The organism is Labrys wisconsinensis (genome assembly GCF_030814995.1).
GTDB classification, from domain to species: domain Bacteria; phylum Pseudomonadota; class Alphaproteobacteria; order Rhizobiales; family Labraceae; genus Labrys; species Labrys wisconsinensis.
This window is the reverse complement of the sequence record NZ_JAUSVX010000011.1, coordinates 97682-122221: the sequence shown is the minus strand read 5'-3', so window position 1 is coordinate 122221 and position 24540 is coordinate 97682. Positions and strand designations below refer to the sequence as shown.

The following is a 24540-nucleotide window of genomic DNA, read 5'->3' as shown; positions in this document are numbered from 1 at the left end:
GCGCTTAGTCTTATCATCAGATGATAAGAGAAAAAGACCATTGGAGGAAGCGGTGAGTTCGATCGAGCTCGACAGGGTCTCCAAGCGCTTCGGGGCGGTGAACGTCATTGCCGATCTGTCGCTGGAGATCCGCTCGGGCGAGTTCGTCGCCTTCCTCGGGCCCTCGGGCTGCGGAAAATCGACGCTGCTGCGCATGATCGCCGGGCTGGAGCGGGTCGACGGCGGCCAGATCCGCATCGGCGGCACGCGCGTCGACACCCTGCCGCCCGGCGCGCGGGGCGTCGCCATGGTGTTCCAGCACTATGCGCTCTACCCGCACATGACGATCTACGAGAACATGGCCTTCGGCCTGCGCAACGTCGCCGTGCCCAGGGGCGAGATCGACCGGCTGATCCACGAGGCCGCCCGCATCCTGGAGATCGAGCCGCTGCTCGAGCGCAAGCCCGGCCAGCTCTCCGGCGGCCAGAAGCAGCGCGCCGCCATCGGCCGGGCGCTGGTGAAGAATCCCCGCGCTTATCTCTTCGATGAGCCGCTCTCCAATCTCGACGCGGCGCTGCGCCTGCGCACCCGCGTCGAGCTGGCGCGGCTGCACCAGCAGGTCCGCGCCACCACCATCTTCGTCACCCACGACCAGGTCGAGGCCATGACGCTCGCCGCGCGCATCGTCGTGCTCAATGCCCGCCAGGTCGAGCAGATCGGCACGCCGATGGAGATCTATGCCCGCCCGGCCAGCGAGTTCGTGGCGCGCTTCGTCGGCTCGCCGGCCATGAACCTGCTGCCGGTCACGGTCGGCGAGGCCGGCGGCTTTGCCAGGGCCGTGCTCGGCAGCGGCTTCAGGCTCGAGACCCGCGTCCCCGCGGCGGGGCTGCCGGCCGGCCCGCTCAGGCTCGGCCTGCGCGCCGAGGCGGTGCGGCTCGACGCGGACGGCACGCTGGCGGGGCGCATCGAGGTGGTCGAGCGGCTCGGCGACCGCACCCACCTGCATGTCCGCCTCCCCGACGGCGCCACGCTGGTGGCCGAGGACCGCGGCAGCTCCACCGCCGCGCCGGGCGAGGAGGCGCGCTTCCGGGTCGAGGCGGAGAGCGCCCATCTCTTCGATCGCGAGGGGCGGGCCTACCATGCTGCTTGAGGGGCAGGCGATGCGCGAAGGCCGCGGCCTGGCGGCGAAGAGCCCGGCGCGCCTGCGCCGCCGCGGGGCGGCCATCGGCCCGGACTGGCGCAACGGCCTGTTCGTCCTGCCCTTCCTCCTCGTCTACCTCGCCCTGCTCGTCTATCCCCTGTTCCGCGGCATGTGGATCAGCCTGCTGCAGTTCGACATGTTCGACCAGACGGCGTCCTTCGCCGGCTTCACCAATTTCCGGCGCCTGCTCGCCGACAGGATCTTCCTCGGCACGGTCGGCAATACGGTGCTGTTCGTGGCCATGACCGTGCCGGCCTTCGTGGTGATCGGCCTCGCGCTGGCGCTCGCCCTCAACCGCGAGGGGCGCGCGGGCGCGGTGCTGCGCGCCATCTTCTTCGGCACCTCGGTGCTGTCGGTCACCATCGTCACCATCATCTGGAAGATGATGTACCTGCCCGACCGCGGGCTGATCTCCGGCATCCTCGGCGTCTTCGGCGCGGCGCCGGTTCCCTTCCTGACCAGCCAGGACCTCGCCCTGCCGGCCATCGCCGTCTGCACGGTGTGGTGGATCATCGGGCTGCCGATGATGCTGTTCCTGGCGGCGCTGCAGCAGATCCCGGGCGAGCTCTACGAGGCGGCGGCGCTCGACAACGCCTCACGCTGGCGTTCCTTCGTCAGCATCACCCTGCCCTCGATCCGGCGCACGCTCCTCGTCGTGGTGATCTACGAGATCGTCGCCCAGTTCCAGCTCTTCGGCCAGGCGCTGCTGCTCACCAAAGGCGGCCCGAACAACGCCTCGCGGCCGATCGTGCTGTTCATCTACGAGCAGGGCTTCCGCGATTGGAACCTCGGCTATGCCGCGGCCGCCTCGGAGATCCTGTTCCTGTTCATGGCCGTGGCGGCGATCGCGCAATATCTGGCGTCGCGCCGCCGGGCGGAGGGCTGAGCCATGGCGGCGGGCAGCATCGTCGGACGCAGCGCCGGAGACCGGCTGATCCTCGGCGCCGTCATCCTGCTCGCCATCGTCTGGCTGGTGCCTGTCGTGTGGGTCACGGCCCTGTCCTTCAAGCCCAATGCCGAGCTGATGTTCTCCACCGCCTCGGTCCTGCACCCGCCCTATACGCTGAAGAACTATACCGACATCCTTGCCTCCTCCGGCGTGTTCCGCTGGCTGTTCAACAGCGCTGTGGTCGCCGCCGGCACCACGGCAGGCACCCTCGTCCTCTCCTCGCTCGCCGGCTACGGCTTCGCACGTACCGAGTTCCCCGGCCGCACCCTCGTCTTCGTGCTGGTGCTGATCGGCCTCGCCATCCCGGAGCAGGCCGTGATCATCGCCCGCCACCAGATCTTCAGCGACCTGAAGATGCACAACACCTATGCGGCGCTGATCCTGCCGGGCCTGTCCATCCCCTTCGGCGTCTTCCTGATGACGCAATATTTCAAGGCGATCCCGCGCGAGCTCGACGAGGCGGCCATGCTCGACAACGCTTCGCGCTTCCAGATCTTCTGGCGGGTGATCCTGCCGCTGACCATTCCGGCCCAGGCGACGCTCGGCATCTTCACCTTCCTGACCGCCTGGAACGACTATCTCTGGCCGCTGATCTCGGCGACCAGGCCTGAGATGTTCACCCTGACGGTCGGCATCGCCTCGACCCAGACCAATTTCGCCCAGTCCGAAGGGCTCGGCTTCCTGATGGCCCAGGCGGTCTTCGCCGGCCTGCCGGTCTTCGTCGTCTACCTCTTCTTCCAGAAATACATCATCCGCGCGGTCGCCGGAGCGGCCATCCGCTGAGGTCCCATCAAGCCGGCGCGCCGGCCGAACGCCCCGGCTCTGCAAAGATTCGGTCATGGAGGGAAACGCATGAGGGGTTTGACACGAATGCTGGGCGCCGCGGCGCTGCTGGCGGCGTCGACCGCCGGCGGGTTGGCGCAGGACAGGACCGAGATCTCGGTTTCGCGCTTCTTTGGCGCCTGCGAGGCCGATTACGGTGCGGTGACCGACGTTGCCAAGGCCAATGGCGAGTGCGGCATCATCACGGCGCTGATCAACAAGTTCAACGCGCAGAGCAAGACCACCCATGTCAAGGTCGACATCGTGGAATGGCCCGGCTACGACCAGCTCACCGCGCGCATCCGCTCCGGCGAGCCGCCGACCATCTCGGTGATGCACGAGGCGGTGATCAGCGACTATTCCTCACGCGGCCTGCTCGAGCCCCTGGACGAGGGCTTCAAGGCCGCCGGCATCGACGCCGCCGACTTCACCGCCGCGGCGCGCGACGGCGTCACGAAGGACGGCAAGATCTACGCCCTGCCCTTCGACACCCATACGTGGCTCTGGCACATCAACCTCAACCTGTTCAAGCAGGCCGGCCTGGTCGATACCGCCGGCAAGCCGATCCTGCCCAAGAGCGCCGACGAGCTCCTGCAACAGGCCGCGCAGTTCAAGGATAAGACCGGCAAGCCCTATTTCGTCTCGACGCTCGCCAACGAGCAGGCCTTCTACACCCGCACCTTCGACACGCTGCTCTACCAGCAGAATGCCGAGTTCTTCGCCGACCCCGCCAAGGTCGACTTCGCCACGCCCGAAGCCAAGGCGGCGCTGACCCTGCTCAAGACCATCTTCGACAAGGACCTCACCACCAAGAACCAGGACTATGCCGCCTCGGTCGCCGCCTTCTCCGCCGGCGAGGGCGGCGTCTTCATCTGCGGCACCTGGCTGATCGACAGCTACGACCAGGAGTCCAAGAAGGCGACCAGCGCGCTGCATGCCGGCTACGACGTCGTGCCCTTCCCGCAGCTCTATCCCGGCAGCCCGCGCGTCTGGGCCGACGGCCATAGCTGGGTGATCCTCAAGGCCGACCTCAGCGACGCCCAGCGCAAGTCCGCCTACGAGTTCCTGAAGTTCCTGTGGGACAACGATTTCGAATGGGCCCGCACCGGCCATCTGCCGACCCGCACCTCGGTCGCCGACAGCGCCGCCTTCAAGGCGCTGCCCTTCCGCGCCGGCCTCCTGCCGCTGACCCGCAACGGCACCGCCCTGCCGGCCGCGGTGAAGCGCCAGTTCTCGGTGCAGGACATCGAGGGCGAGGAGATCGGCGCCGCCATGCGCGGCGACAAGGACATCGACGCCGCCCTCAACGACGCCCAATCGCGGATCAACGAGATGCTCGCCACCAGCAAGTGACGGGCCGCGGGGCGTTCGACCTGCCGTGGACGCCCCGCCTTTTTCATTCCCCCTTTGCGAAAGCCGCTCCCGCCATGCTCTCCGCCCGCCTGATCGTCGACCGCGACTTCGCCATCTCCGAGCTCGACCGCCGCCTGTTCGGCACCTTCGTCGAGCATATGGGGCGCTGCGTCTACACCGGCATCTTCGAGCCCGGCCATCCCAGCGCCGACGAGCACGGCTTCCGCGAGGACGTGGCGGCGCTGACCCGCGAGCTCGGCGTCAGCATCGTGCGCTATCCCGGCGGCAATTTCCTCTCCGGCTACAATTGGGAAGACGGGGTCGGGCCGGTGGACCGGCGCCCGCGCCGCCTCGACCTCGCCTGGTTCTCCACCGAGACCAATCGCTTCGGCACCAACGAGTTCGTCGACTGGTGCCGCAAGGTCGAGGTCGAGCCGATGTTCGGCGTCAACCTGGGCACGCGCGGCCCGGACGAGGCCCGGCGCTTCATCGAATATTGCAACCATCCCGGCGGCACCGAGCTCTCGGAGCTGCGGCGCAGCCACGGCTGGGACAAGCCGCACGACATCAAGTTCTGGTGCCTCGGCAACGAGATGGACGGGCCCTGGCAGATCGGCGCCAAGCGGGCCAGCGAATATGGCCGCGTCGCGCACGAGACGGCCAAGGTGATGCGCTGGGTCGACCCGTCCATCGAGCTCGCCGCCTGCGGCTCCTCCAACCGCGACATGGCGACCTATGCCCGCTGGGAATACGAGGTGCTCGACCATTGCTTCGACCATGTCGACTTCATCTCGCTGCACACCTACTTCATGAACCCGCACGACAGCACCGAGGAGTTCCTCGGCAACATCGAGCTGCTCGATCTCTTCATCAAGGAAGTGGTGGCGATCGCCGACGCGGTGGCAGCGACGCGGCGCTCGCCCAAGCGCATCATGCTGTCGCTCGACGAGTGGAACGTCTGGTACAAGGCCCGCACCCACGCGCATCTGCGCAAGCCCGGCTGGCCCGAGCATCCGCCGCTGATCGAGGAAGTCTACAACACCGAGGATGCGCTGCTGGTCGGCGGCGCGCTGATCACGCTGCTCAACAATGCCGACCGGGTGAAATGCGCCTGCATGGCCCAGCTCGTCAACATCATCGGCCCGATCATGACCGAGCCCGGCGGCCCGGCCTGGCGCCAGACCATCTTCCATCCCTTCGCCCTCACCGCGCGCCATGCCCATGGCCGGGTGCTGCGCACGCTGGCATCCTCGCCGGGCTATGCCGGCAAGACCGCGCCGGAAATCCCCTATCTCCACGCCTGCGTCACCGAGGACGAGGCCACCGGCCGGGTGGTGGTGTTCGCGCTCAACCGGCACCTCGGCGAGCCGATGGATCTCGACGTGCTGCTGCGCGGCTTCGGCGGCGGGCGGCGCATCCTCGAGGCCTCGCAGATCCATCACCCCAACATGAAGGCGGTCAACACCAAGGACGCCCGGGACGAGGTCGCCCCGGCGCCGATCCGGTCCGTCGCCATCGACGGCGACCGCCTGCGGGCGACGCTGATGCCCGGCTCCTGGAACGTGATCGTCACCGCGCCGGCGTGAGGGCTGCGCCCGGGTCGGCTCGGAGCCGCTGGTCGGGGAAGGCCGCGACGAGGGCGCCGATGAAGGCCGTGACCCTGCTGCTCGCCAGCCGGCGCGAAACATGCAGCGCCCAGGCGGAGACCGGCCTGTCTTCGACGACGCCCCAGGACGAGAGGCGCCCGGCCGCCAGGTCGCCGGCGATCAGGGAGCGGGGCAGCATGGCGGCGCCGGCGTTGGCGAGCACGGCGTCGCGCACCATGAACAGCGAGGAGAGGCGCAGCAGCGGATCGGGCACCAGCTCTTCCGTCCCGGCGTCCCCCCGGATCCGCCACGTCACGCCCGGCGGCGCGGTGTTCAGCACCACGGCCGGGACGCTCGGCGCATGGCCCGGGGCGGCGGACGGACGCGCCATGGACGGCGGCGCCACCACCAGCGTCTCGTCGTGCAGGAAGCAGCGGCCGACCAGGCGGTCGTCGGGCGCCGGATTGATGCGGATCACCACGTCGTAGCCTTCCTCGACGGGATCGACGAACCGGTCCTCGGCCGTGATCTCAAGCCGCACCTGCGGATAGGCGGCGGCGAACTCCGCCGCGATGCGGCCGAGGGCGATATGGGCGAACAGCACCGGGGCGCTGACGCGCAGGCGGCCGCGCGGCCGGCCGAGACCGGCGCCGATCGTCTCGCCGGCTTCCGCGATCTCCCGCAGCAGGCCTTCGGTGCGGGCGTGCAGGGCGGCCCCTTCCTCGGTCAGACGCAGGGAGCGGGAGCCGCGCTCCACCAGGCGCAGGCCGAGGCTCTCCTCCAGCTCGCCGATATGCCGCGACAGCGTTGCCTTGGGCTGGCCGCTGGCGCGGCTGGCCCGCCCGAAACCGCCGTGCATGGCCACCAGGTTGAAGTCGGCGAGCGCGCGAAGGTCCATGGATCGATCCACCAGTGAAACGAAGTGATCCGAAATCGATGACTGCCTCGCCCATATGGAACACTCTATACCTGTCTGCGGCAAGGGGCCCTGCCCCTCATCCAACAGGCAAAGGAGCCAAGACCATGACCATTCTCGTGACCGGCAGCACCGGCACCATCGGATCGCAGATCGTGACCCGTCTCGCCGGCCAGGGGGCCGGAATCCGCGCCCTCACCCGTTCGCCCGAGCAGGCCCGGTTCCCGGCCGGCGTCGTCCCGGTCAAGGGCGACCCGTCCGACGTGGAGGCGCTACGCGCGGCGCTGGCGGGTGTCGACACGCTGTTCCTGCTGGTCGCCAACGTGCCCGACGAGCTCACCCAGGCCTTCGTCACCCTGAACCTGGCGCGCGAGGCGGGCGTGCGCGGCGTGGTCTATCTCTCGGTGTTCAAGAGCGCCGAGTATGCGGACGTGCCGCATTTCGCCGGCAAGCACACGGTCGAGCGCATGATCGAGGCCACCGGCATCCCGGCGACCATCCTGCGGCCCGGCTACTACATCCAGAACGACCTGCGCCAGAAGGATGCGCTGCTCGGCCACGGCGTCTACGCCATGCCGATCGGCTCGGCCGGCGTCTCCATGGTCGACACGCGCGACATCGCCGAGATCGCGGCGCAGGAGCTGCTGCGCCGGGACCGGTCCGAGGCGAGCCTGCCCAGCGAGACCATCGACCTCGTCGGGCCCGACATCCTCACCGGCCCGGCGCTGGCCGGGATCTGGGCCGAGGTGCTGGGGCGCCCGGTCCGCTATGGCGGCGACGACCTCGAGGCGATGGAGCAGCGCATGAAGGCCTTCGCGCCGGGCTGGCTCGCCTATGACATGCGCCTGATGCTGCGCCGCTATCAGCAGGATGGTGCCGCCGCCACCCCGGCGGCCCTCGAACGCCTGACCGCGCTGCTCGGACGGCCGCCGCGCTCCTACCGGGACTTCGCGGTCGAGGCGGCCGGCCGATGGGCGGCGGCATCCGGTCCGGACGCCGCGCCTTGACCAATCGACGCGCCCGTCCAACGCGACGGGCGCCGTGCATCTGCCATCGGCCGTCGTCTCCACGGAGGTTCGCCATGAAGATCCTGATCCTGGGCGCCACGGGCGGCACCGGCCGCCTCATCGTCGGCGCGGCCGCGGCCGGGGGTCACGAGGTCGTCGCCCTGGTCCGCTCCAAGGCCAAGGCGGCCGGCCTCGTCGGCGCCACCCTCGTGGAGGGCGACGCTCGCGACGAGGCGGCGCTGAGCCGCGCCATTGCCGGCTGCGATGCCGTCGTCAGCGCGCTGGGCACCGCCGTCAGCCCATTCCGCAAGGTCACGCTGCTGTCGACGGCGACACGCGCGCTCGTCGCCGTGATGGAGCGCCAGGGCGTGCGCCGGCTGGTGTGCATCACCGGCATGGGTGCCGGCGACAGCCGCGGCCACGGCGGCTTCTTCTACGACCGGCTGTTCCAGCCCCTGCTGCTGCGCCAGGTCTACGAGGACAAGGACCGCCAGGAGGCCGCGATCCAGTCGAGCCAGCTCGACTGGATCATCGTCCGGCCGACCGTGCTCAACGACGAGCCGGCGCGCGGCCGCGTCCGGGCGCTGACCGACCTCACCGGCGTGCACGGCGGCAGAATCGCGCGCGCCGATGTCGCGGATTTCGTCGTACAACAGCTCGCCGCGGACACGTGGCTGCACAGGACGCCGCTGATCACCTGGCAGGACGGCGCCCGCCCGGCTCGCACGGCGAGCGACAGACGGATCTGACAAGAGGATTTGCCATGACCAGTTCTTCGCCGGCCGGTTCTCCCGCGGACCAGCCCATCCTGCCCGACGATCCCGGTCGCAGCCTGACCGTCGCCGACCCCGACGGGCGCGGCCTGCGTCACGTCTCCGTCGCCGGCGGCACCTACACGATCCTGGTGTCCGGCGCCGAGACCGCGGGCCGCTACTGCCTGGTCGAGATGCTCGTGCCCGCCGGCGGCGGGCCGCCGCCGCACCGGCACGACTTCGAGGAAATGTTCACGCTGCTCGAAGGCGAGCTCGAGTTCACCTTTCGCGGCGCGTCGCAGACGGTGCGCGCGGGGTCGACCGTCAACGTCCCCGCCAACGCCCCGCATGCCTTCCGGAACGTGTCGGGCACGACCGCCCGCATGCTCTGCATGTGCACGCCGGCCGGACAGGACGAGTTCTTCCTGGCGGTCGGCATTCCCGTCGCGAGCCGCACCGCGCCGCCGCCCGTCCCCACCCCGGAACAGCGGGCCGAGACCGGCAGGCTGGTCCAGGCGCTCCTGCCGAAATACCGCACCGAGATGGTGAAGGCCTGAATCCCCGCCCCCGCCGCTCCGGCGGGGGCATCTCATGCAACGCGCTGTCGGACGCGGCCGGAGCGGCTCAACCCGCCTTGCGGCCCGTCACCAGCGCCTTGGTGATCTCGGCCACGTGCCGGCCCTGGAAGCGGGCGCCGTCGAGCTCGTTGGCGCTCGGCTGGCGCGAGCCGTCGCCGGCTGCGATGGTGGTCGCGCCGTAGGGCGTGCCGCCGGTGACCTCGTCGAGGCGCATCTGGCCCTGGAAGGCATAGGGCAGGCCGACGACGACGAAGCCCTGGTGCAGCAGCACCGTGTGGAAGGAGAGCAGCGTGCTCTCCTGGCCGCCATGCTGGGAGGCGGTGGAGACGAAGACGCTGCCGACCTTGCCGACCAGCGCGCCCTTCATCCACAGGCCGCCGGTCTGGTCGATGAAGTTCTTCATCTGCGCCGCCATGTTGCCGAAGCGGGTCGGCGTGCCGAAGATCACGGCATCGTAGTCGCCGAGCTCGTCCGGCGTGGCGATCGGCGCCGGCTGGTCGAGCTTGTAGTGGAACTGCTGGGCGACCTCGGCGGGCACCAGCTCGGGCACGCGCTTGATCGTCACCTCCGCGCCGGGAACCGAGCGGGCGCCTTCGGCGACGGCGTTCGCCATGGTCTCGACATGGCCCCAGGACGAATAATAGAGCACCAGGATCTTCGGCATCGGATCATCCCTTTGGCTGCCGCCCGGACGGACGGTTGATCGGCGCCACCCTAAGCAGGGCAGCCATCGAGGCAATCGGCCAATTTCTGATGGAATCCATCGGATGCGGTGATGGCTTGTCGGAGGCCGGGATGCGACCGGCTTCATGCCATCGGCTCGAGCGAAAGACCTTTCCAGACGGCATGAAGCCGAGCATATCTCCCATCCACCGACGGTCCAAGCCCGTCGCGGCGACAGCATCCGGGAGCGGGTCTTGGATCGGAATTCGGCGCTGGCAGCGACCTCAGGCAACGGCACGGACGTCGCGCCGGCCGCGAGCGCCGGGTCGCCCGCGCGGAACGGCGGCATCGACGCCCTGCGGGCCGCCGTGACGCTGCTGGTCGTCCTTCACCACGCGGCAATCACCTATGGCGCCAGCGGCGGCTGGTACTACAGGGAGGTCGCGCCGTCCGCCTCTCCCGGCGGAATTCTTCTGATTCTCTTCTGCGCCACCAACCAGGCCTGGTTCATGGGCCTGTTCTTTCTGCTGGCGGGCACCTACACGCCCGACGCCCTGCGTCGCCACGGCGCCTGGGGGTTCATCCGCAGCCGGTTGCTGCGGCTCGGCATCCCCCTCCTCGCCTACGTCTTCCTCCTTCACCCGGTGACCGTCGCCTTGGCCCAAACCGCCCAGGGACGCTCGTTCGTCCACGTTCTCCTCTATCTCTTCGAGCATGGAAAGTTCGAGCCCGGCCCCTTGTGGTTCGTCGAGGCGCTGCTGATCTTCACTGCGGCATGGCTCTTGTGGCGGTCGGTCGGCGGGGCCGCGCCGTCTGCGGCTGGCGGCCGGTTCCCCTCCGACACCACGCTCCTGGCCGCAGCGCTCCTGACCGGAGCCGGCGCCTTTCTCCTGCGCCTGGCCTGGCCGGTCGGCGAGACCGTCGCCTTTCTGCAGCTCGGCTATTTCTCGTCCTATGTGGTCCTGTTCGCCGCGGGCTGCATGGCGGCGGACGGGGCGTGGCTGGAGCGGATTCCGCAAGCCAGCAGGGTCCTGTGGCTGCGGGTCGCGGCAGGCGTGTTCCCGATCCTCCCCGCCGTCGTGCTGCTGGCGCCCCACTTTCCCCTGCCCGCCGGCAGCAGCGACGGCGGCTGGAGCATTCAGGCGCTGACCTACGCGTTCTGGGAGCCGTTCGTGGCCTGGGGCGTCATCCTCGGCCTCCTCGGCTTGTTCCAGCGGCGTTTCGCGCATCTGACCGGCATGTGGCGGAGGCTGGCGCGCCGCGCCTTCCTCATCTACATCATCCATCCGCCCATGCTCGTCGGCACGGCGCTGGCCTGGCGCGACATTCCGGCGCCCGCCCTCGTGAAGTTCGCCGTCACCGGCTCGGTCGCCTGCGCCCTGTGCTATCTCGCCGCAGGCCTGCTCCTGCGCCTCCCCGGCTTCGCCAAGGTCGTCTGATCGAGGCCGTTCAGCGATCCCGCTCGTCGCGAGGTGCGCGGCGCGGCTGCCGCAACGGCCGGACATAGATCTCCAGCCTGTGGCTGACGATCTCGAATCCGTGCCGGCGGGCGATCTCCTCCTGGAGACGTTCGATCTCGTCGGACCGGAACTCGATGACGTCGCCGGTGTCCATGTCGATCAGGTGATCGTGGTGCTCCTGCTCGGCGCTCTCGAAGCGAGCCGGCCCGTCGCCGAACACGTGTCTTTCCAGGACGCCCTTCTCCTCGAGCAGCCTGAGGGTCCGGTACACGGTCGCGATGGCGATGCCGGGATCGATCTTCGTGACCCGCCGGTGCAGCTCCACCGCATCGGGATGGTCGATTGATTCCGCCAGCGCCTTCATGATGATCCGCCGCGGTCCGGTCAGCCGCAGGCCATGGTCCCTGCACAGGGTCGCGATGTCGCTCTTGAACCGCACGCCGGCCGACCTCTCCCCGCAGGCATCCTGCCTGATGCGCCCAATCCTCGCTGCCGCGTTCTCTACCCCATTGCGTCGCAGCTGCAAAAATTTTCGCGACGCACGCTTCTAGCCGCTCCCTGCCGCCTCGGACGCTTCGATCCGCGCGGCCTTGCGGGTGGCATGCACGAAGGCGGCGACGAAGACGATCGACAGCACGAGCACGATGGTCGGGGCCGGCGCGCTGTCGATGAAGAAGGAGAGGTAGACGCCGACGACGGAGCCGGTCACGGCAAGGACCGGGGCCAGGACCAGCATCGTGCCGAAGCTGCGAGTCAGGAGGAAGGCGGTGGCCCCCGGCGCGATCAGCATGGCGATCACCAGGATGATGCCGACCGCCTGCAGGGCACCGACGATGGTCAGCGCAATCAGGGCGAGCAGCCCGTAGTGGAGCCGGTTGACGGGCAGGCCGACCACCCGCGCCTGCGCGGGATCGAAGGCATGAAGCAGGAAATCCTTCCATTTCATGCCGATGACGCCCGCTGCCAGCGCCGCGATGAGCGCGGCTTCGCCGATGTCGCCCCAGGAGACGCCGAGCATGTCGCCGAACAGGATGTGGTCGAGATGGATGTCGGGCTGGATCTTGGCGTGGAGGACCAGGCCGAGGCCGAACATGCCGGCGAACACGACGCCCATGACGGTGTCCTGCTTGATCCGGCTGTTGTCCTTCAGGAAGCCGGTGGCGACGGCGCAGACCATGCCGGCGACGAAGGCGCCCACCGCGTGGGGAAGGCCGACGATATAGGCGACGACCACGCCGGGGAAGACCGCGTGGCTGATCGCGTCGCCCATCAGCGACCAGCCCTTGAGGACGAGAAAGCAGGAGAGCAGCGCCGTCGGCACGGCCACCACGGCCGAGACCACCAGCGCATTGACCATGAAGTCGAACTGGAAGGGCGAAAGCAGCGTGTCGAGGACGGTCATCGCGCCGCCTCCAGGACCCTGGAGGCGCGCCGGCGCGCCGCCAGCATTCCGTGCCGGGGCGCGAAGACGAAGGCGGCCAGGAAGAGGGCCGTCTGCAGCACCACGATGCTGCCGCCCGTCGCCCCGTCGAGGAAATAGCTCGCATAGGCGCCGGTGAAGCTGGTGACGGATCCGATGACGACCGCAATCACCAGAAGCCGCGGGAAGCGGTCCGTCAGGAGATAGGCGGTGGCGCCGGGCGTGACCACCATGCAGATGACGAGAAAGGCACCGACCGTCTGGAGCGCCGCGACCGTCGAGGCCGAGAGCAGCGCGAAGAACAGGATCTTGAGGGCCGCCGGATCGAGGCCGATCGAGCGGGCATGGCCCTCGTCGAAGAAGGTGACCATCAGGTCCTTCCATTTGGCGAGCAGGACGGCGAGCGACACGAACCCGATGACCGCGAGCTGGATCGTGTCGCCGGGCGTGATGGCGAGGACGTTGCCGAGCACGATGGTCTGGATGTTCACCGAGGTCGGCGAGATCGATACCATGAACAGGCCGAGGCCGAAGAAGGCCGAGAAGATCAGGCCGATGACGGCATCTTCCTTCAGCCTGGTGCGCCGGCTGAGGAAGACCATGGCGCCGGCCGCGAGCCCGCCCGAGAAGAAGGCGCCGATCGAGAAGGGCAGGCCCAGCATGTAGGCTCCCGCCACGCCCGGCACGATGGCATGGGACAGCGCGTCGCCGATCAGCGACCAGCCCTTGAGCATGAGGTAGCAGGACAGGAAGGCGCAGACGCCGCCGACGAGGGCGGACACCCCCATGGCGTTCAGCATGTAGCCATACCCGAAGGGCTCGAGCAGGACGGCCGTCATGTCCGCACTCCCCCATCCGCGCCGGCCGCGCTGGCGATCGCCTTGCCGCCGCAAGGGATCAGCGGGCGCTCGTCGTCGCCGGCGACGCCGATCGGTGCCGGCCCCCCGTTCGGCGCCTGCTCCAGCACGACGTGCCGCAGGACGCCGTCGAAGGCCCTCTCCAGATTCTCCCGGGTGAACGTCTCGGCGGTCGGCCCGCAGGCCAGCACCGTGCCCTTGATCAGGATGGTCCGATCGCAGAATTCCGGAACGGACCCGAGATTGTGGGTGGAGACGAGCATCACGCGCCCCTCGTCGCGCAGCTCGCGAAGCAGCGTGACGATCTGGCTCTCCGTCTTGACGTCGACGCCGGTGAAGGGCTCGTCCAGCAGGATGACGCGGCCGTCCTGCGCGAGCGCGCGGGCGAGGAAGACGCGCTTCTTCTGCCCGCCGGACAATTCGCCGATCTGGCGCTTGCGCAGCGCGCCGATGTCGACACGGGCGAGCGCAGCGGCCACCGCCGCATGATCGGCCGCCTTCGGGATGCGCAGCATGCCCATATGGCCGTAGCGGCCCATCATCACGACGTCCTCGACGAGAACCGGGAAGGTCCAGTCGACCTCCTCGGCTTGCGGCACATAGGCGACGAGGTTTCGGCGCAGGGCCTCGTCGATCGGCACGCCGAGCACGCGGATCTCGCCCTTCGCGAGGCGCACGAAGCCCATGATCGATTTGAACAGCGTGGACTTGCCCGATCCGTTGACCCCGACGAGCGCGGCGATGGTGCCGGTCGGGATCTCGAAGCTCGCATCGCGCAGAGCGGTATGGCCGTTGCGGTAGGTGACCGTCGCCCCCCTCACCGCAATGCCCGAGCCCGCATCCGGCAATGCGGGAAGGCGGCGGACGGGCGCGCTCACCGCGTCAGCCCCTTGGCGATCGTTTCGGCGGTGACGCGAAGCAGGTCGATATAGGTCGGCACCGGCCCGTCGGCCTCGGTCAGCGAATCCACGTAGAGAACGCCGCCATAGTCGGCGCCGGTCTCGCGCGCGACCTGCTCGGCCGCGGCGGAGGAGATCGTGCTTTCGGAGAAGACGACCGTGATGCCGTTCGCGCGCACCGCGTCGATGACCTTGCGGACCTGCTGCGGCGTGCCCTGCTGATCGGCGTTGATCGGCCAGAGGTAGAGCTCCTTCAGGCCGAAGTCGCGCGCGAGATAGCTGAACGCGCCCTCGCTCGACACCAGCCAGCGCTTCTGCTCCGGCACCTTGGCGAGCTCGGCCTTGATCGGGTCGACGACCGCGGTGATCGCGGCCTTGTAGGCCTCGGCATTGGCCTTGTAGGTCTCGGCATTCTTCGGGTCGTGCTTGGCGAATGCGTCGCGGATGTTGTCGACATAGATCAGCGCCGCGGCCGGCGACATCCAGGCATGCGGGTTCGGCTTGCCGGTGTAGGGGCCCTCGACGATGCTCATCGGCTCGACGCCGTCCGAGACCACGACCCCGGGAACGGCCTTCAGGGTCCGGAAGAATTTCTCGAACCAGACTTCGAGATTGAGCCCGTTCCAGAGGATGAGCCGGGCGCCCTGCGCCCTCTGGATGTCGCCCGGCGTCGGCTGATAGTTGTGGATCTCCGCTCCCGGCTTGGTGATCGATTCGACGATCGCGGCATCGCCCGCGACGTTGCGCGCCATGTCGGCGATGACCGTGAAGGTCGTGACCGCCTTGAACTTTTCCTCGGCGGCGGCCGGAGCCGCCATCGACACGACCGAGAACGCCGCCCCCATCAACCCGGCCAGAACCGACCGCCTCACTGCGTCGAGCATCGACTATCCTTATTGATAATAAGTTTCACTTGCATCATCCGAACGAGCGTCGGCACGATGCAATCAAGAATTATTTGCAATATGTGCCCTCGCCCTCATGCAGTTTCTGCAATTGAGATTGAATTGCAACAAAAATCGACGAAGCCCGCCGAGCCCGCCGGCGCGCTCTCAGGGAGCGCCCGCTCCTCTGCATGATGAGACTGGGGAGCATTCGCCGTCGGCCGCGGCAACGCGCGAGGCCGATCCGCCGGGACGGCCGGCGCGGCGGCATTGTCGAGCCCGAGCGCTGCCGGATCTCGACCGTGGCCCGACGGCATCGGGCAGGCCAGCGGTGTCGGCGCGGAAGGTCCCGGCGTCGGCGTTCCGAAGCTGCGGTTCTTCCTCGAGTTCCCGTCGCGCGCGCCGCGGACGGAGCATGACGCGACGGTCCCGACTGGACCGGACCCGCCGGGCTCGCGGCGCCGCGATCAGGGCGCCAGGAAGATCGGGTTGGCGATCGCCAGCGCCGCGCCGTCGGCGTCACGCAGCTCGACCATGATCCAGCTCGGGCGATCGGCCGACAGCCGCAGGCTCGCGCCGGCGCCGTCGCCGGTCCACAGCGCCGTCCCGTCCTGGACGACCCGCAGCGTCGCGCCGGCGGGAGCGTCCGGCGCCGCGACCCGCAGCTCAGCAGTCCGCCCCTCGATCACATCGCCGACGCCGGCCTTGGCGCCGTCCGCGCCCGTGGCGGAGACCGCCAGCGACGGGCCCGCGGTGAGGATGTTGCGGCCCGCGGCGATGCCGGCGAGGATGGCCGCCTCGCTCAACCCGGCGGCGCGCACCAGGTTGAAGCCATGCCTGCGCCCGGCATCGTCGGGGCCGTGGATGTCGGTGCCGGCGGTCGCGACCAGGCGACGCCCCTCCCCCTGCCAGGTTTGCGTCAGCCAGTCCCGGAAGACCGCGAGCCCGTCCTCGTTGTAGTCGCTCCACGGGCCGTTCCAGATCTCGACGGCGCCGGCGGGGCCGGGCCGCATGTCGGCGTAGTCCCAGCGGCAGCCGGTGCAGGCCGGATCGCCCGGCGACATCGGATGGGCGATGACGAAGAGCTTGCCCTCGCGCGTCCGCGCCTCGCACAGGGCCGGCATGGCAACGCCCGCCATCGAGTTCGCCCGCCATTCCTCCCAGGCGCGCGTGCCCAGCACCAGGGCGTGGCCGAAATGGGTGGTGAGCTCGACCCCGCCCATGGGCAGGATGTCGCCCGCGGCCAGCCCTTCCAGCTCGGCGATGCCGGAGACGGTGTTGTGATCAGTCAGGGTCAGGAAATCGAGCCGCTGCGCCCTGGCGAAGGCGATCAGGCCGGCGACATCCCAGTCTCCATCCGAATGCAGCGTGTGGGCGTGCAGGTCGCCGCGATACCATCCCGGCCCGCGGTCGTGGACCAGCGCCCCGCCGGGCAAGGGCGACGCGGTGACCACCTCGTCCGACGCCGTCACCTCGAGCCGATAGCGCACGGGATCGGGACCGAGCAGCCGGAAGACGTCGAGCCATACGGTCCAGGTGCCGGGCTCGATCGGGCCCGGCCTGAAGCCCGGCGTCGCCGCCCCGGCATCGAGGCGGATGGCGCGGTCGGGGTTGTTGTGCCGCGCCCCGCGCCAGCCGCCGGGCGCCTCCACGGCGAGGCTGATCAGGTTGTCGAACAAGGCTCCCGCCGCCCGCTCCGGCTCGGCCGTGAACACCGCCTCGAGCCGGGTCGTGCCCGGCGGTACCTGGAAGCGCAGCGGCACGTGGCCCTTGTGGTCGCCCGTCGACAGGACGCCGTCGATGGTGGTGGTCGTCTGCATTGCCGGGCCCTCCGATGCGCGGGGCTTAGCCGCTTTCCCTATAGCTCGTGTGTCAGCCGCGACGCACGGCTGTCATCGAACCATCATCGATTCATCAAACGAGCGTCGCGCGCAGCGCCGTAATTTTGAGGCCTCGGCCTCCAGCGACGGAGTTGCGACATGACGTCCGGAATCTCGCGCAGGCACTTCCTCCGGTCCGCCGCTGCCACCGCGACGGTGCCGTTCCTGATCTCGGTCGCCGATGCGGCGGACACCACGGTCATCGATGTGATGACCGACGGCGACAGCAACGTCTCCGACTGGTGGACCAACACGCTGGCCCCGATGTTCGAGAAGGCCAATCCCGGCCTCTCCCTCAACGTGGTGATCACCCGCGCCAACGGCGCCAACGACGTGGTGGCGCAGCGCGTCGTCGCCGCCATGCAGGCCAAGGCCGACCCCAAGGTCGACTATTTCGAGGAGTTCGACCCGCGCAACCTGCCCGGCGCCGTCCAGTCGGGCGCATTCGAGCCGGTCGATGCCGCCAAGATCCCGAACTTCGCGCTCGTCAATCCGCTCGGCAAGGAGATCGCTGAGGTCATCCCCTACCGCGCCAGCCAGGTGCTGCTCGCCTATGACGGCGCCAAGGTGCCGGCGACCGAGGTGCCCAGGACCTTCCCCGAGCTCGTCGCCTGGATCAAGGCGCACCCGGGCGAGTTCATCTATGGCCGGCCCGACAAGGGCGGCTCGGGCAAGAACCTGGTGGTGCGCGCCGTGCACGAGGCCAATGGTCGCGATCCCTCGCTGTTCCTGCCGACGAATTTCGATGCCGAGACCGCCAGGAAGCGTTTTGCCGGCGGCTGGGAGATCCTCAAGGACCTGCAGGCCTCGCTCTACGACAAGGGCGCCTATCCTGCCGGCAACAACCCGACGCTGCAGCTCTTCGCCGGCGGCGCGGTCTCGATGATCACCGCGTGGTCCGACATGGCGCTGCAGGGCCTCGCGCAGGGCGTGCTGCCGGAGACGACGAAGCTGGCGCAGCTCCAGGACCTGCCGTTCTGCGGCGGCTTCGCCTTCTCCTCGATCCCCTCCCGGACCGTGCACAAGGCGGCCGCCTTCAAGCTGGCCGACTTCATGCTGTCGCCGCCGGTGCAGGAGCGCATGATCGCCGATTTCGGCGCCTTCCCCGGCGTCGAGTGGAAGCACCTCTCGCCCGAGCTCGCGGCCAGGTACAAGGACGTGACGGCCTCCAGCATGCCGGCCTTCCCCGGCGGCGACTGGACGGCGGCGCTGAACGACGGCTGGTACGCCAATGTTGCGACCCATATGACGCGCAGCTGATGGCCTCGACCGCCGCGGGCGCGCAGGACCGGCGCATCGCCGCGCCGGGCGCGGCCGTCATGGCTGCCCGGCGCGGCCATGCGGCTTTCGGCCTGGCGCTGGTCGGGCCGGCCTTCGCGCTGATGGTGCTTGTCGTGCTCGCGCCGGCGGCCGCCACGCTGGTGCGGACCTTCTTCGTCGACGGCGGGTCCGGACCGACGCTCGCCAACTACGCCGCGTTCTTCTCGGATGCCCGAAGCGTCTCCAACCTGCTGTTCACCGTCGAGGTCACCACGGCCACGCTGGCGATCCTCCTGGCGATCGGGCTCATGCTGGCCCTCTATCTGCGCTTTTCCCACAGCCGGCTGATCGGCGCGATCCAGATCCTGGCACTGTTTCCGCTGTTCGTGCCGGGCATCGTCATCTCCTTTGCGCTGATCCGCTTCCTCGGCCCGACCGGCGTGGTGCCGATGGTGCTGCGCAGCCTCGGCATCGCCGGCTACCAGACGCCCTATCTGCATCCGAGCGGGGCCGTCATCGGCCTGGTCTGGGAGAACATCCCGCTCACCGTCATGCTGCTGACGGCCGGACTGGCCCAGATCCCGCAGAGCGCGATCGAGGCCGCGCGCGATGTCGGCGCCGGGGCGCTGCGCATCCTCCTCTCCATCATCCTGCCGCAGCTGACGCGCTCGATCATCGTGGTGATCTCGCTGAATTTCCTCGGGATCTTCGGATCCTTCACCGTGCCCTACATCCTGGGGCCGGCGGCACCGCAGATGATGTCGATCTTCATGCAACGCACCTTCTCGGAGCTGCATCTCGGCTCGATCGCCGAGACCCAGGCAGCCATCACCTTCCTGGTCTGCCTCGTCGCCGGCGCCATCTACACGGCGGCCGTGTTCCGCGACACCGCCCGCGGCGGAGCGGCCGCGTGAGACGTCGTCGCGCCGCAGAACTCTCCGACGACGCCATCGGCGCGATCCTTCTGGCGGCCCTTGCCGTCTTCGTGCTGGCGCCGCTGGTCTGCGTCGTCCTCTGGGCCTTCGCCGAAGCCTGGCGCCCGCCGGCGCCGCTGCCCACGGCCTGGGGCTTCAAGTACTGGGGCCTGCTCATGGCGCGCGCCGACGTCGCCGCCGCCATTCCGACCTCGCTGCTCATCTCCACGCTGGTGACGCTGCTCTCCGCCGCCGTCTGCCTGCCGGCGGCCTATGCCTTCGCCCGGCTCGACTTTCCCGGCCGGCGCTGGCTCCTGCTCTCCTTCATCGCCGTCAATGCCTTTCCGCGCTTTCCCCTCTACGTGGCGATGGCGGTGCTGTTCCTGTCGGCCGGCCTGATCGGCACCGTCACCGCGGTGGTGCTGGTGCAGCTCGTGTTCACGCTGCTCTACATGATCTGGATCCCGGCGGCGGCCTTCCGCGGCGTCGATCCCCGCATGGAAGAGGCGGGGCGCGATGTCGGCGCCTCGCACCTGACGGTGCTCACCCGCATCACCCTGCCGCAGGCGGCGCCGGCGCTCGGCACGGCGCTGCTGCTCACCTTCGTCAACACCTTCTACGAGGTCGAGGGCGCGCTGCTCGTCGGCGTGCCCGATGTCCGCACCCTGCCGGTGGTGATGCTGTCGCTGATCACCGGCCAGATCATCATCCAGTACGGGGCGGTGCTGTCGGTGATGCTGTGGGTGCCCTCGCTGGTGCTGCTCGTCTTCGCCCGCCGCCTGTTCGAGAGCCGCACCTTCGCGGCCGGCTTCGTAGGAGGATCGCGATGACCGCTCTGGCTCTTCGGACCGTGACGCGGCGCTTCGGCCAGACCCGCGCGGTCGACGGTGTCAGCCTGGAGGTCGATCCCGGCGAGTTCATCTGCCTGCTCGGCCCGTCCGGCTGCGGCAAGTCGACGGCCCTGCGCATGATCGCCGGCTTCGAGACGCCGGACGACGGCGACATCCTGATCGACGGTGCCTCGATGCTGGGCGTGCCGCCGAACCGGCGCCCCACCAGCATGGTGTTTCAGAGCCACGCGCTCTGGAGCCACATGACGGTGGCCGGCAATATCGGCTTCGGCCTGAAGCTGCGCCGCCTGCCGGCCCGGGAGGTGACGGACAAGGTCGCGGCGGCGCTCGAGCTCGTCGGCCTCGCCGGCTTCGAGAAGCGCTACCCCGCGCAGCTCTCCGGCGGCCAGCAGCAGCGCGTGGCGCTCGCCCGCTCCCTGGTGCTGCAACCGAAGATCCTGCTGCTCGACGAGCCTTTTTCCAGCCTCGATGCGCATCTGCGCCTGCGTCTGCGCGACGAGCTGAAGGCGATCCAGCGCCGCCTCGGCCTCACCACCATCTTCGTCACTCACGACCAGGAGGAGGCCATGGCCCTGGCCAACCGCATCGTGGTGATGAACCGCGGCGCGGTCGAGCAGATCGCCGCGCCCGGCACCCTCTACGACCGCCCGGCGACGCTGTTCACCGCCGGCTTCATCGGCACGATGACCATGCATCCCGCCCGCAGGGAAGGTGGCTGGCTGGTGGCCGGGCCGATCCGCCTGCGCTTTTCACCCGAAGCCGAAGCGCGCGAATGGACCCTGGCGCTGCGCCCCGAAGATTGCGAGCTGGCGGCCCCCGGCGCGCCGGACGGCGTGCCGGGCACCATCGAGCACGTCGCCGATCTCGGCCCGATCCGCATCGCCACCATCGTCCTGGCCGACGGAACGCTGGCCAAGGCGCAGGTGGGCCGGCGCCGCGCCGCGGCCAAGGGCGACGCGGTGACGCTGACCCTCAGCCGCGCGCTGCTCTATGGCGATGACCGCGCGCCGATCGAGCTCGTCTCGCCGCGATTGGAAGCGGCCGCGGCCCGACCGGCGCCGGTCGCCGCGTAGCCCGGCGCCTCCTTCCGCGGGAAGGCGCGAGCCGTGAGACCCGATCGCCCCACCCCGGCCTCCCTGCGGAGCAGCTCACGGTGGCGCGCAATGTCTGGGCCGGCGGGATCGCCATTGCGGTGGACGACGCGGTGGCAGGGGATGGCGAACGCGATCGGGTTGGCCGTGCAGGCGGCGGCGACGGCCAGGGGCGATGCCAGGGGACTGATCCATCGGGCGAGCTCCATGGCGGTCACCGTCCTGCCGACGGAAACGGCGCGCAGCTTCTCCCACACGCGGCGCTGGAACGCCGTCCCGCGCATGTCGAGCGTGAGGCGAAGACCCGCCGCGGGGGTCTCCACGAAGCGGACCACCTCGGCAAGGTCGTCGCGGACGACGTCCTCGTCGGCGACGAGCATGGCATTGGGAAAGCGGACGGCGAGGCCCGCCTCCAGGTCCCTGCCGCTGTCGCCGAGCGCAATTGCACAGACACCCTTGACGCTTCGAGCCGCCAGCACCACGCCCAGCGTGCACGAGGCGGTTGCGTAGGACAAACCATCGACGGATGTCGCGATGGGCTTTGCCTCCGGCGCAGCCGGAGAAGCAGATATGGAAATCATGAGGCTCATCTCCTTGATCGATCCTCATGGTCAGAATTACTTATCGCCGCACCACAGGATCTCCGATATTTGCTTTTGAATACGATGTATTATTTTTCAATACTGGAATAAAACTGCAATCTCAACCTGGAACAACTCGATTCCTCTCGCACGATCGAGCACTCTCCCCTCCATCGGCGGCGAGGCGCCTGACGACACGAGGCCCGCGCGGGATGCGGGCCTCGTTCGGTGCCATTGCGGAGAACGACGATCAGGCCGCCTTGATCAGCCCGAGCTGGGTCAGCGCGGTCACGCCGTCGTCGAGGCCGATCTCCTGCACGATTCGGCCGTCGAGCACCTTCAGCACCGTGGTGCCGGTGAAGTGCATCCTGCGGCCGGTTGCGGCCGGAAGGGCGCCGACCAGGAAATCGTCGAACGCCGGACCCGTGTGCGTGCCGCCGCCTTCCCACTGGCCGACGACATAGTTGCCTTCGGCGATCAGGTCCGCCGTGCCCCAGAACTCGAGGTCCGGGAAGGCGCTGCGGAAGCCGGTCATGAAGGCCTTGATGTCGTCATGGCCGCGACGGGGTTCGTGCAGCGAGTATTTCAGCAGCATATCCGGCGCTGCGATCTCGTCGACGACGGCGAGATTGCCTTGCTTGCCCCAGAATTCCGTGAACCAGCGAACGACGACGGCCTTGTTGTCCGTGTCCCTGCTCATTGCAATAGCTCCTCTTGAACTGCCTTGTGGATCATCGAAGCCGCTCGATGACCTCCGAGCGAGGACTACGCCGGGGATCGCCGCACCAAACTCCGTTTCCTGTCCCGGAATTGCATGCGGGCAGGACCCGCGGTGACGCCGATCCCTCCCCCCGGTCGATCTCGGCTCGATCTCGGCGCTATCCATGGTCCGGAACCGCCTCTAGGCTCGCGGCATGGACAGGTTCCGTGCCCGGTCGCTCTTCGCGGGTTCGGTTGCGCAGGGGGCGGGAATTCTCCGGATGCGAAAGGAACGGGCCCTTCTCGATTGGATCGCTGTCGCGCGCGACGGATCGACGCCGCTTCAGGAGCAGGTCAGCAGCCAGTTGCGCGCGGCGATCCTGGCAGGGCGTCTGGCCCCGGGCACGCCTTTGCCCTCCTCCCGGACCCTGGCGGCGGACCTCATGGTCGCGCGCGGCACCATCACCGCAATCTACGACCGCCTGATCGGCGAAGGCCTGCTCGACGTCCGGGAACGCTCCGCGATCCTCGTGGCCGATATGCTCCACGGGTCGGCGGTCGATCGGCCGGCCACGAGCCCGGCAGCCGACGACGCGCCGGGCGATGTCGCGGACGAAGACCTGCCGCCGCCCTACAGCGCGTTCCTGCCCGGCATTCCCGCCATCGACATCTTCCCGTCGGTCACGTGGTCACGGCTTCTCGCGGCCCGGTGTCACAACATGTCGCTCGACCTCGCCGGCGAAGGGGTCCATGTCGGCGGCTACCCCGCCCTGCGGGAGGCCCTGGCCGGGCACTTGCGGACGGCCCGCGGCGTCCTGTGCGAGCCGCCCCAGGTGATCATCACGAGCTCGGCGCGGGCGGCCCTGACGATCGTCTGCCGCCTGCTCGCCAAGCCCGGCGACCGGTGCCTGATCGAGGAGCCGGGATATCCGATCGCCCGGCGCATCGTGGCGGGCTGCGCGCTGGAGGCCATCCCCGTCCCGGTCGATGCGCGCGGCATGCAGGAGCCGCCGTCCCTCCCGGCCCGCCTCGCCTACCTCACGCCGACCCATCAGCTGCCGCTCGGCGTCAGCCTCTCGCCGGACCGGTGCGGGGCTCTCGTCGCCTGGGCCCGGCGCGAGGACGCCTGGATCATCGAGGACGATTACGACAGCGAGTTCCGCTATGCCGGCCGCCCGGTCGTCGCGCTCCAGCACCTGGACCCGGACGGCAACGTCATTCACATCGGCACATTCTCGAAGACGATGTTTCCCAGCCTGCGGGTCGCCTATCTCGTCGTGCCGCGAAGGCTGGCCCGCAGCGCCGCCGTCGCCGCTCATCTGCACGGCCACGAGCCCGGCATCCATGTGCAGTCCGCGCTGGCCGACTTCATCGGGCAGGGCCACTATGCCAGGCATATCCGGCTGGCGCGGCGGGTCTATCGGCGTCGCCAGAAGCTCCTCGTCGATGCGCTGAACCATCATCTGGCCGACATCGTCGCGGTCCCGGAGCCGCCGGGCGGCATGAGCCTCTTCCTGGAGCTTCCCGGCGATATCCCGGCGCAGGACGTGCAGTCAATCGGTGCCGCGGAGTCCCTGCACCTGCGCGCGGCGTCCTATTACTGCATGCGCGAGCCGGCGCCGAACGCGGTGCATCTGGGATTTGCGGCCGTTCTCGACCGCCTGATCGAGCCTGCCGTCCAGCGGCTCGCCGGCGTGATCGGGCGCATTCGAACTGGACCACCCAAACCCTGCTGATCTGGCCCTATCCGCGGCGTGAGCCTTCGTAGGAAAGTCCTACCCTACCCTACGCTACGTAAGGTGGCGCGAAAGCCGACGACCTCGCGGAACGAAAGAGCAGGATGCGGTGATCCCGGCGCCGGGCTGAACCGGCTCGGATCCCGCCGGCGGCCCCCGCCCCTCGGTCGGGCTCCTCGATCCGGCCGGCCCCCGCCGCGCG

Annotated in this window: 24 protein-coding genes; 14 read left to right on the top strand and 10 right to left on the bottom strand. The window is 69.2% G+C overall.

Annotated elements, in window-relative coordinates; genetic code table 11:
- The first annotated feature begins 52 nt into the window (after positions 1–52).
- The 5 genes from QO011_RS25800 to arfA all read left to right on the top strand — a co-directional run bounded on the left by QO011_RS25800 (position 53) and on the right by arfA (position 5890).
- On the top strand, positions 53–1129 hold the full coding sequence (locus QO011_RS25800; RefSeq protein ID WP_307278518.1) for an ABC transporter ATP-binding protein: 1077 nt from the start codon (positions 53–55) through the stop codon (positions 1127–1129).
- Positions 1130–1139: 10 nt separating this feature from the next.
- Positions 1140–2066, top strand: coding sequence for a carbohydrate ABC transporter permease (locus tag QO011_RS25795; RefSeq protein ID WP_307278515.1), 927 nt, complete (start codon positions 1140–1142; stop codon positions 2064–2066).
- 3 nt (positions 2067–2069) lie between these two features.
- Positions 2070–2912 (top strand): carbohydrate ABC transporter permease, encoded by an 843-nt coding sequence (locus QO011_RS25790; protein WP_307278512.1) that lies wholly within the window; start codon positions 2070–2072, stop codon positions 2910–2912.
- 69 nt (positions 2913–2981) lie between these two features.
- Positions 2982–4304 (top strand): extracellular solute-binding protein, encoded by a 1323-nt coding sequence (locus QO011_RS25785; protein ID WP_307278510.1) that lies wholly within the window; start codon positions 2982–2984, stop codon positions 4302–4304.
- Between the two features lie 74 nt (positions 4305–4378).
- A complete protein-coding gene (arfA, locus tag QO011_RS25780; RefSeq protein ID WP_307278507.1) occupies positions 4379–5890 on the top strand; it encodes an arabinosylfuranosidase ArfA in 1512 nt (503 codons plus the stop codon).
- On the opposite strand, the gene QO011_RS25775 is transcribed toward arfA, so the two are convergent.
- A complete protein-coding gene (locus tag QO011_RS25775; RefSeq protein WP_307278504.1) occupies positions 5874–6788 on the bottom strand; it encodes a LysR family transcriptional regulator in 915 nt (304 codons plus the stop codon). The two genes, arfA and QO011_RS25775, sit on opposite strands and share 17 nt — an antisense overlap.
- A 125-nt stretch (positions 6789–6913) precedes the next feature.
- On the opposite strand from QO011_RS25775, the gene QO011_RS25770 reads away from it, so the two are divergent.
- From QO011_RS25770 to QO011_RS25760, 3 genes are all read left to right on the top strand, one after another.
- Positions 6914–7813, top strand: a complete 900-nt coding sequence (locus tag QO011_RS25770) for an NmrA/HSCARG family protein (protein WP_307278501.1) — start codon at positions 6914–6916, stop codon at positions 7811–7813.
- Between the two features lie 74 nt (positions 7814–7887).
- On the top strand, positions 7888–8562 hold the full coding sequence (locus QO011_RS25765) for an NAD(P)-dependent oxidoreductase (protein WP_307278499.1): 675 nt from the start codon (positions 7888–7890) through the stop codon (positions 8560–8562).
- A gap of 14 nt (positions 8563–8576) precedes the next feature.
- Positions 8577–9122, top strand: coding sequence for a cupin domain-containing protein (locus QO011_RS25760; protein WP_307278496.1), 546 nt, complete (start codon positions 8577–8579; stop codon positions 9120–9122).
- Positions 9123–9189: 67 nt separating this feature from the next.
- Here QO011_RS25760 and wrbA read toward each other — a convergent pair whose 3' ends face one another.
- Complete coding sequence (wrbA, locus tag QO011_RS25755; protein ID WP_307278494.1) at positions 9190–9807, bottom strand: NAD(P)H:quinone oxidoreductase; 618 nt, start codon at positions 9805–9807, stop codon at positions 9190–9192.
- A gap of 253 nt (positions 9808–10060) precedes the next feature.
- Between wrbA and QO011_RS25750 the strand changes: the two genes are divergently transcribed.
- Entirely contained in the window at positions 10061–11245 is a 1185-nt protein-coding gene (locus QO011_RS25750) for an acyltransferase family protein (protein WP_307278491.1), read from the top strand.
- A gap of 10 nt (positions 11246–11255) precedes the next feature.
- Here the strand turns inward: QO011_RS25750 and QO011_RS25745 are convergent, their stop codons facing one another.
- The 6 genes from QO011_RS25745 to QO011_RS25720 all read right to left on the bottom strand — a co-directional run bounded on the left by QO011_RS25745 (position 11256) and on the right by QO011_RS25720 (position 17146).
- Positions 11256–11705: a Fur family transcriptional regulator gene (locus tag QO011_RS25745; protein WP_307278489.1), complete on the bottom strand. Its 450-nt coding sequence runs from the start codon at positions 11703–11705 to the stop codon at positions 11256–11258.
- A 108-nt stretch (positions 11706–11813) separates the two neighbouring features.
- Complete coding sequence (locus tag QO011_RS25740) at positions 11814–12668, bottom strand: metal ABC transporter permease (RefSeq protein WP_307278487.1); 855 nt, start codon at positions 12666–12668, stop codon at positions 11814–11816.
- Positions 12665–13525, bottom strand: a complete 861-nt coding sequence (locus QO011_RS25735) for a metal ABC transporter permease (RefSeq protein WP_307278484.1) — start codon at positions 13523–13525, stop codon at positions 12665–12667. Before QO011_RS25735 ends, QO011_RS25740 begins: the two co-directional genes overlap by 4 nt.
- Positions 13522–14421: a manganese/iron ABC transporter ATP-binding protein gene (locus QO011_RS25730; protein WP_307278481.1), complete on the bottom strand. Its 900-nt coding sequence runs from the start codon at positions 14419–14421 to the stop codon at positions 13522–13524. Before QO011_RS25730 ends, QO011_RS25735 begins: the two co-directional genes overlap by 4 nt.
- A complete protein-coding gene (locus QO011_RS25725) occupies positions 14418–15326 on the bottom strand; it encodes a metal ABC transporter substrate-binding protein (protein ID WP_307278478.1) in 909 nt (302 codons plus the stop codon). Before QO011_RS25725 ends, QO011_RS25730 begins: the two co-directional genes overlap by 4 nt.
- 467 nt (positions 15327–15793) lie before the next feature.
- Positions 15794–17146 (bottom strand): CehA/McbA family metallohydrolase, encoded by a 1353-nt coding sequence (locus tag QO011_RS25720; protein ID WP_307278476.1) that lies wholly within the window; start codon positions 17144–17146, stop codon positions 15794–15796.
- A gap of 159 nt (positions 17147–17305) precedes the next feature.
- Here QO011_RS25720 and QO011_RS25715 point away from each other — a divergent pair, with 159 nt between their 5' ends.
- Genes QO011_RS25715 through QO011_RS25700 form a run of 4 tightly spaced genes read left to right on the top strand, consistent with a single transcriptional unit; the run spans position 17306 to position 21304 of the window.
- Positions 17306–18466 carry an extracellular solute-binding protein gene (locus QO011_RS25715; protein WP_307278473.1) on the top strand — a complete coding sequence of 387 codons (1161 nt, stop codon included), beginning with the start codon at positions 17306–17308 and terminating at the stop codon, positions 18464–18466.
- Entirely contained in the window at positions 18466–19380 is a 915-nt protein-coding gene (locus tag QO011_RS25710; RefSeq protein ID WP_307278470.1) for an ABC transporter permease, read from the top strand. Before QO011_RS25715 ends, QO011_RS25710 begins: the two co-directional genes overlap by 1 nt.
- The gene (locus tag QO011_RS25705; protein ID WP_307278467.1) at positions 19377–20210 is read left to right on the top strand and encodes an ABC transporter permease; all 834 of its coding nucleotides are present in this window, start codon (positions 19377–19379) and stop codon (positions 20208–20210) included. Before QO011_RS25710 ends, QO011_RS25705 begins: the two co-directional genes overlap by 4 nt.
- The gene (locus QO011_RS25700; protein ID WP_307278465.1) at positions 20207–21304 is read left to right on the top strand and encodes an ABC transporter ATP-binding protein; all 1098 of its coding nucleotides are present in this window, start codon (positions 20207–20209) and stop codon (positions 21302–21304) included. Before QO011_RS25705 ends, QO011_RS25700 begins: the two co-directional genes overlap by 4 nt.
- Here the strand turns inward: QO011_RS25700 and QO011_RS25695 are convergent.
- Complete coding sequence (locus QO011_RS25695) at positions 21220–21912, bottom strand: methylated-DNA--[protein]-cysteine S-methyltransferase (RefSeq protein ID WP_307278462.1); 693 nt, start codon at positions 21910–21912, stop codon at positions 21220–21222. The genes QO011_RS25700 and QO011_RS25695 overlap by 85 nt on opposite strands.
- A gap of 241 nt (positions 21913–22153) precedes the next feature.
- Positions 22154–22603 carry an ester cyclase gene (locus QO011_RS25690; RefSeq protein WP_307278460.1) on the bottom strand — a complete coding sequence of 150 codons (450 nt, stop codon included), beginning with the start codon at positions 22601–22603 and terminating at the stop codon, positions 22154–22156.
- A 280-nt stretch (positions 22604–22883) separates the two neighbouring features.
- On the opposite strand from QO011_RS25690, the gene pdxR reads away from it, so the two are divergent.
- Positions 22884–24338, top strand: a complete 1455-nt coding sequence (gene pdxR, locus QO011_RS25685) for a MocR-like pyridoxine biosynthesis transcription factor PdxR (protein ID WP_307278457.1) — start codon at positions 22884–22886, stop codon at positions 24336–24338.
- Positions 24339–24540: the final 202 nt, after the last annotated feature.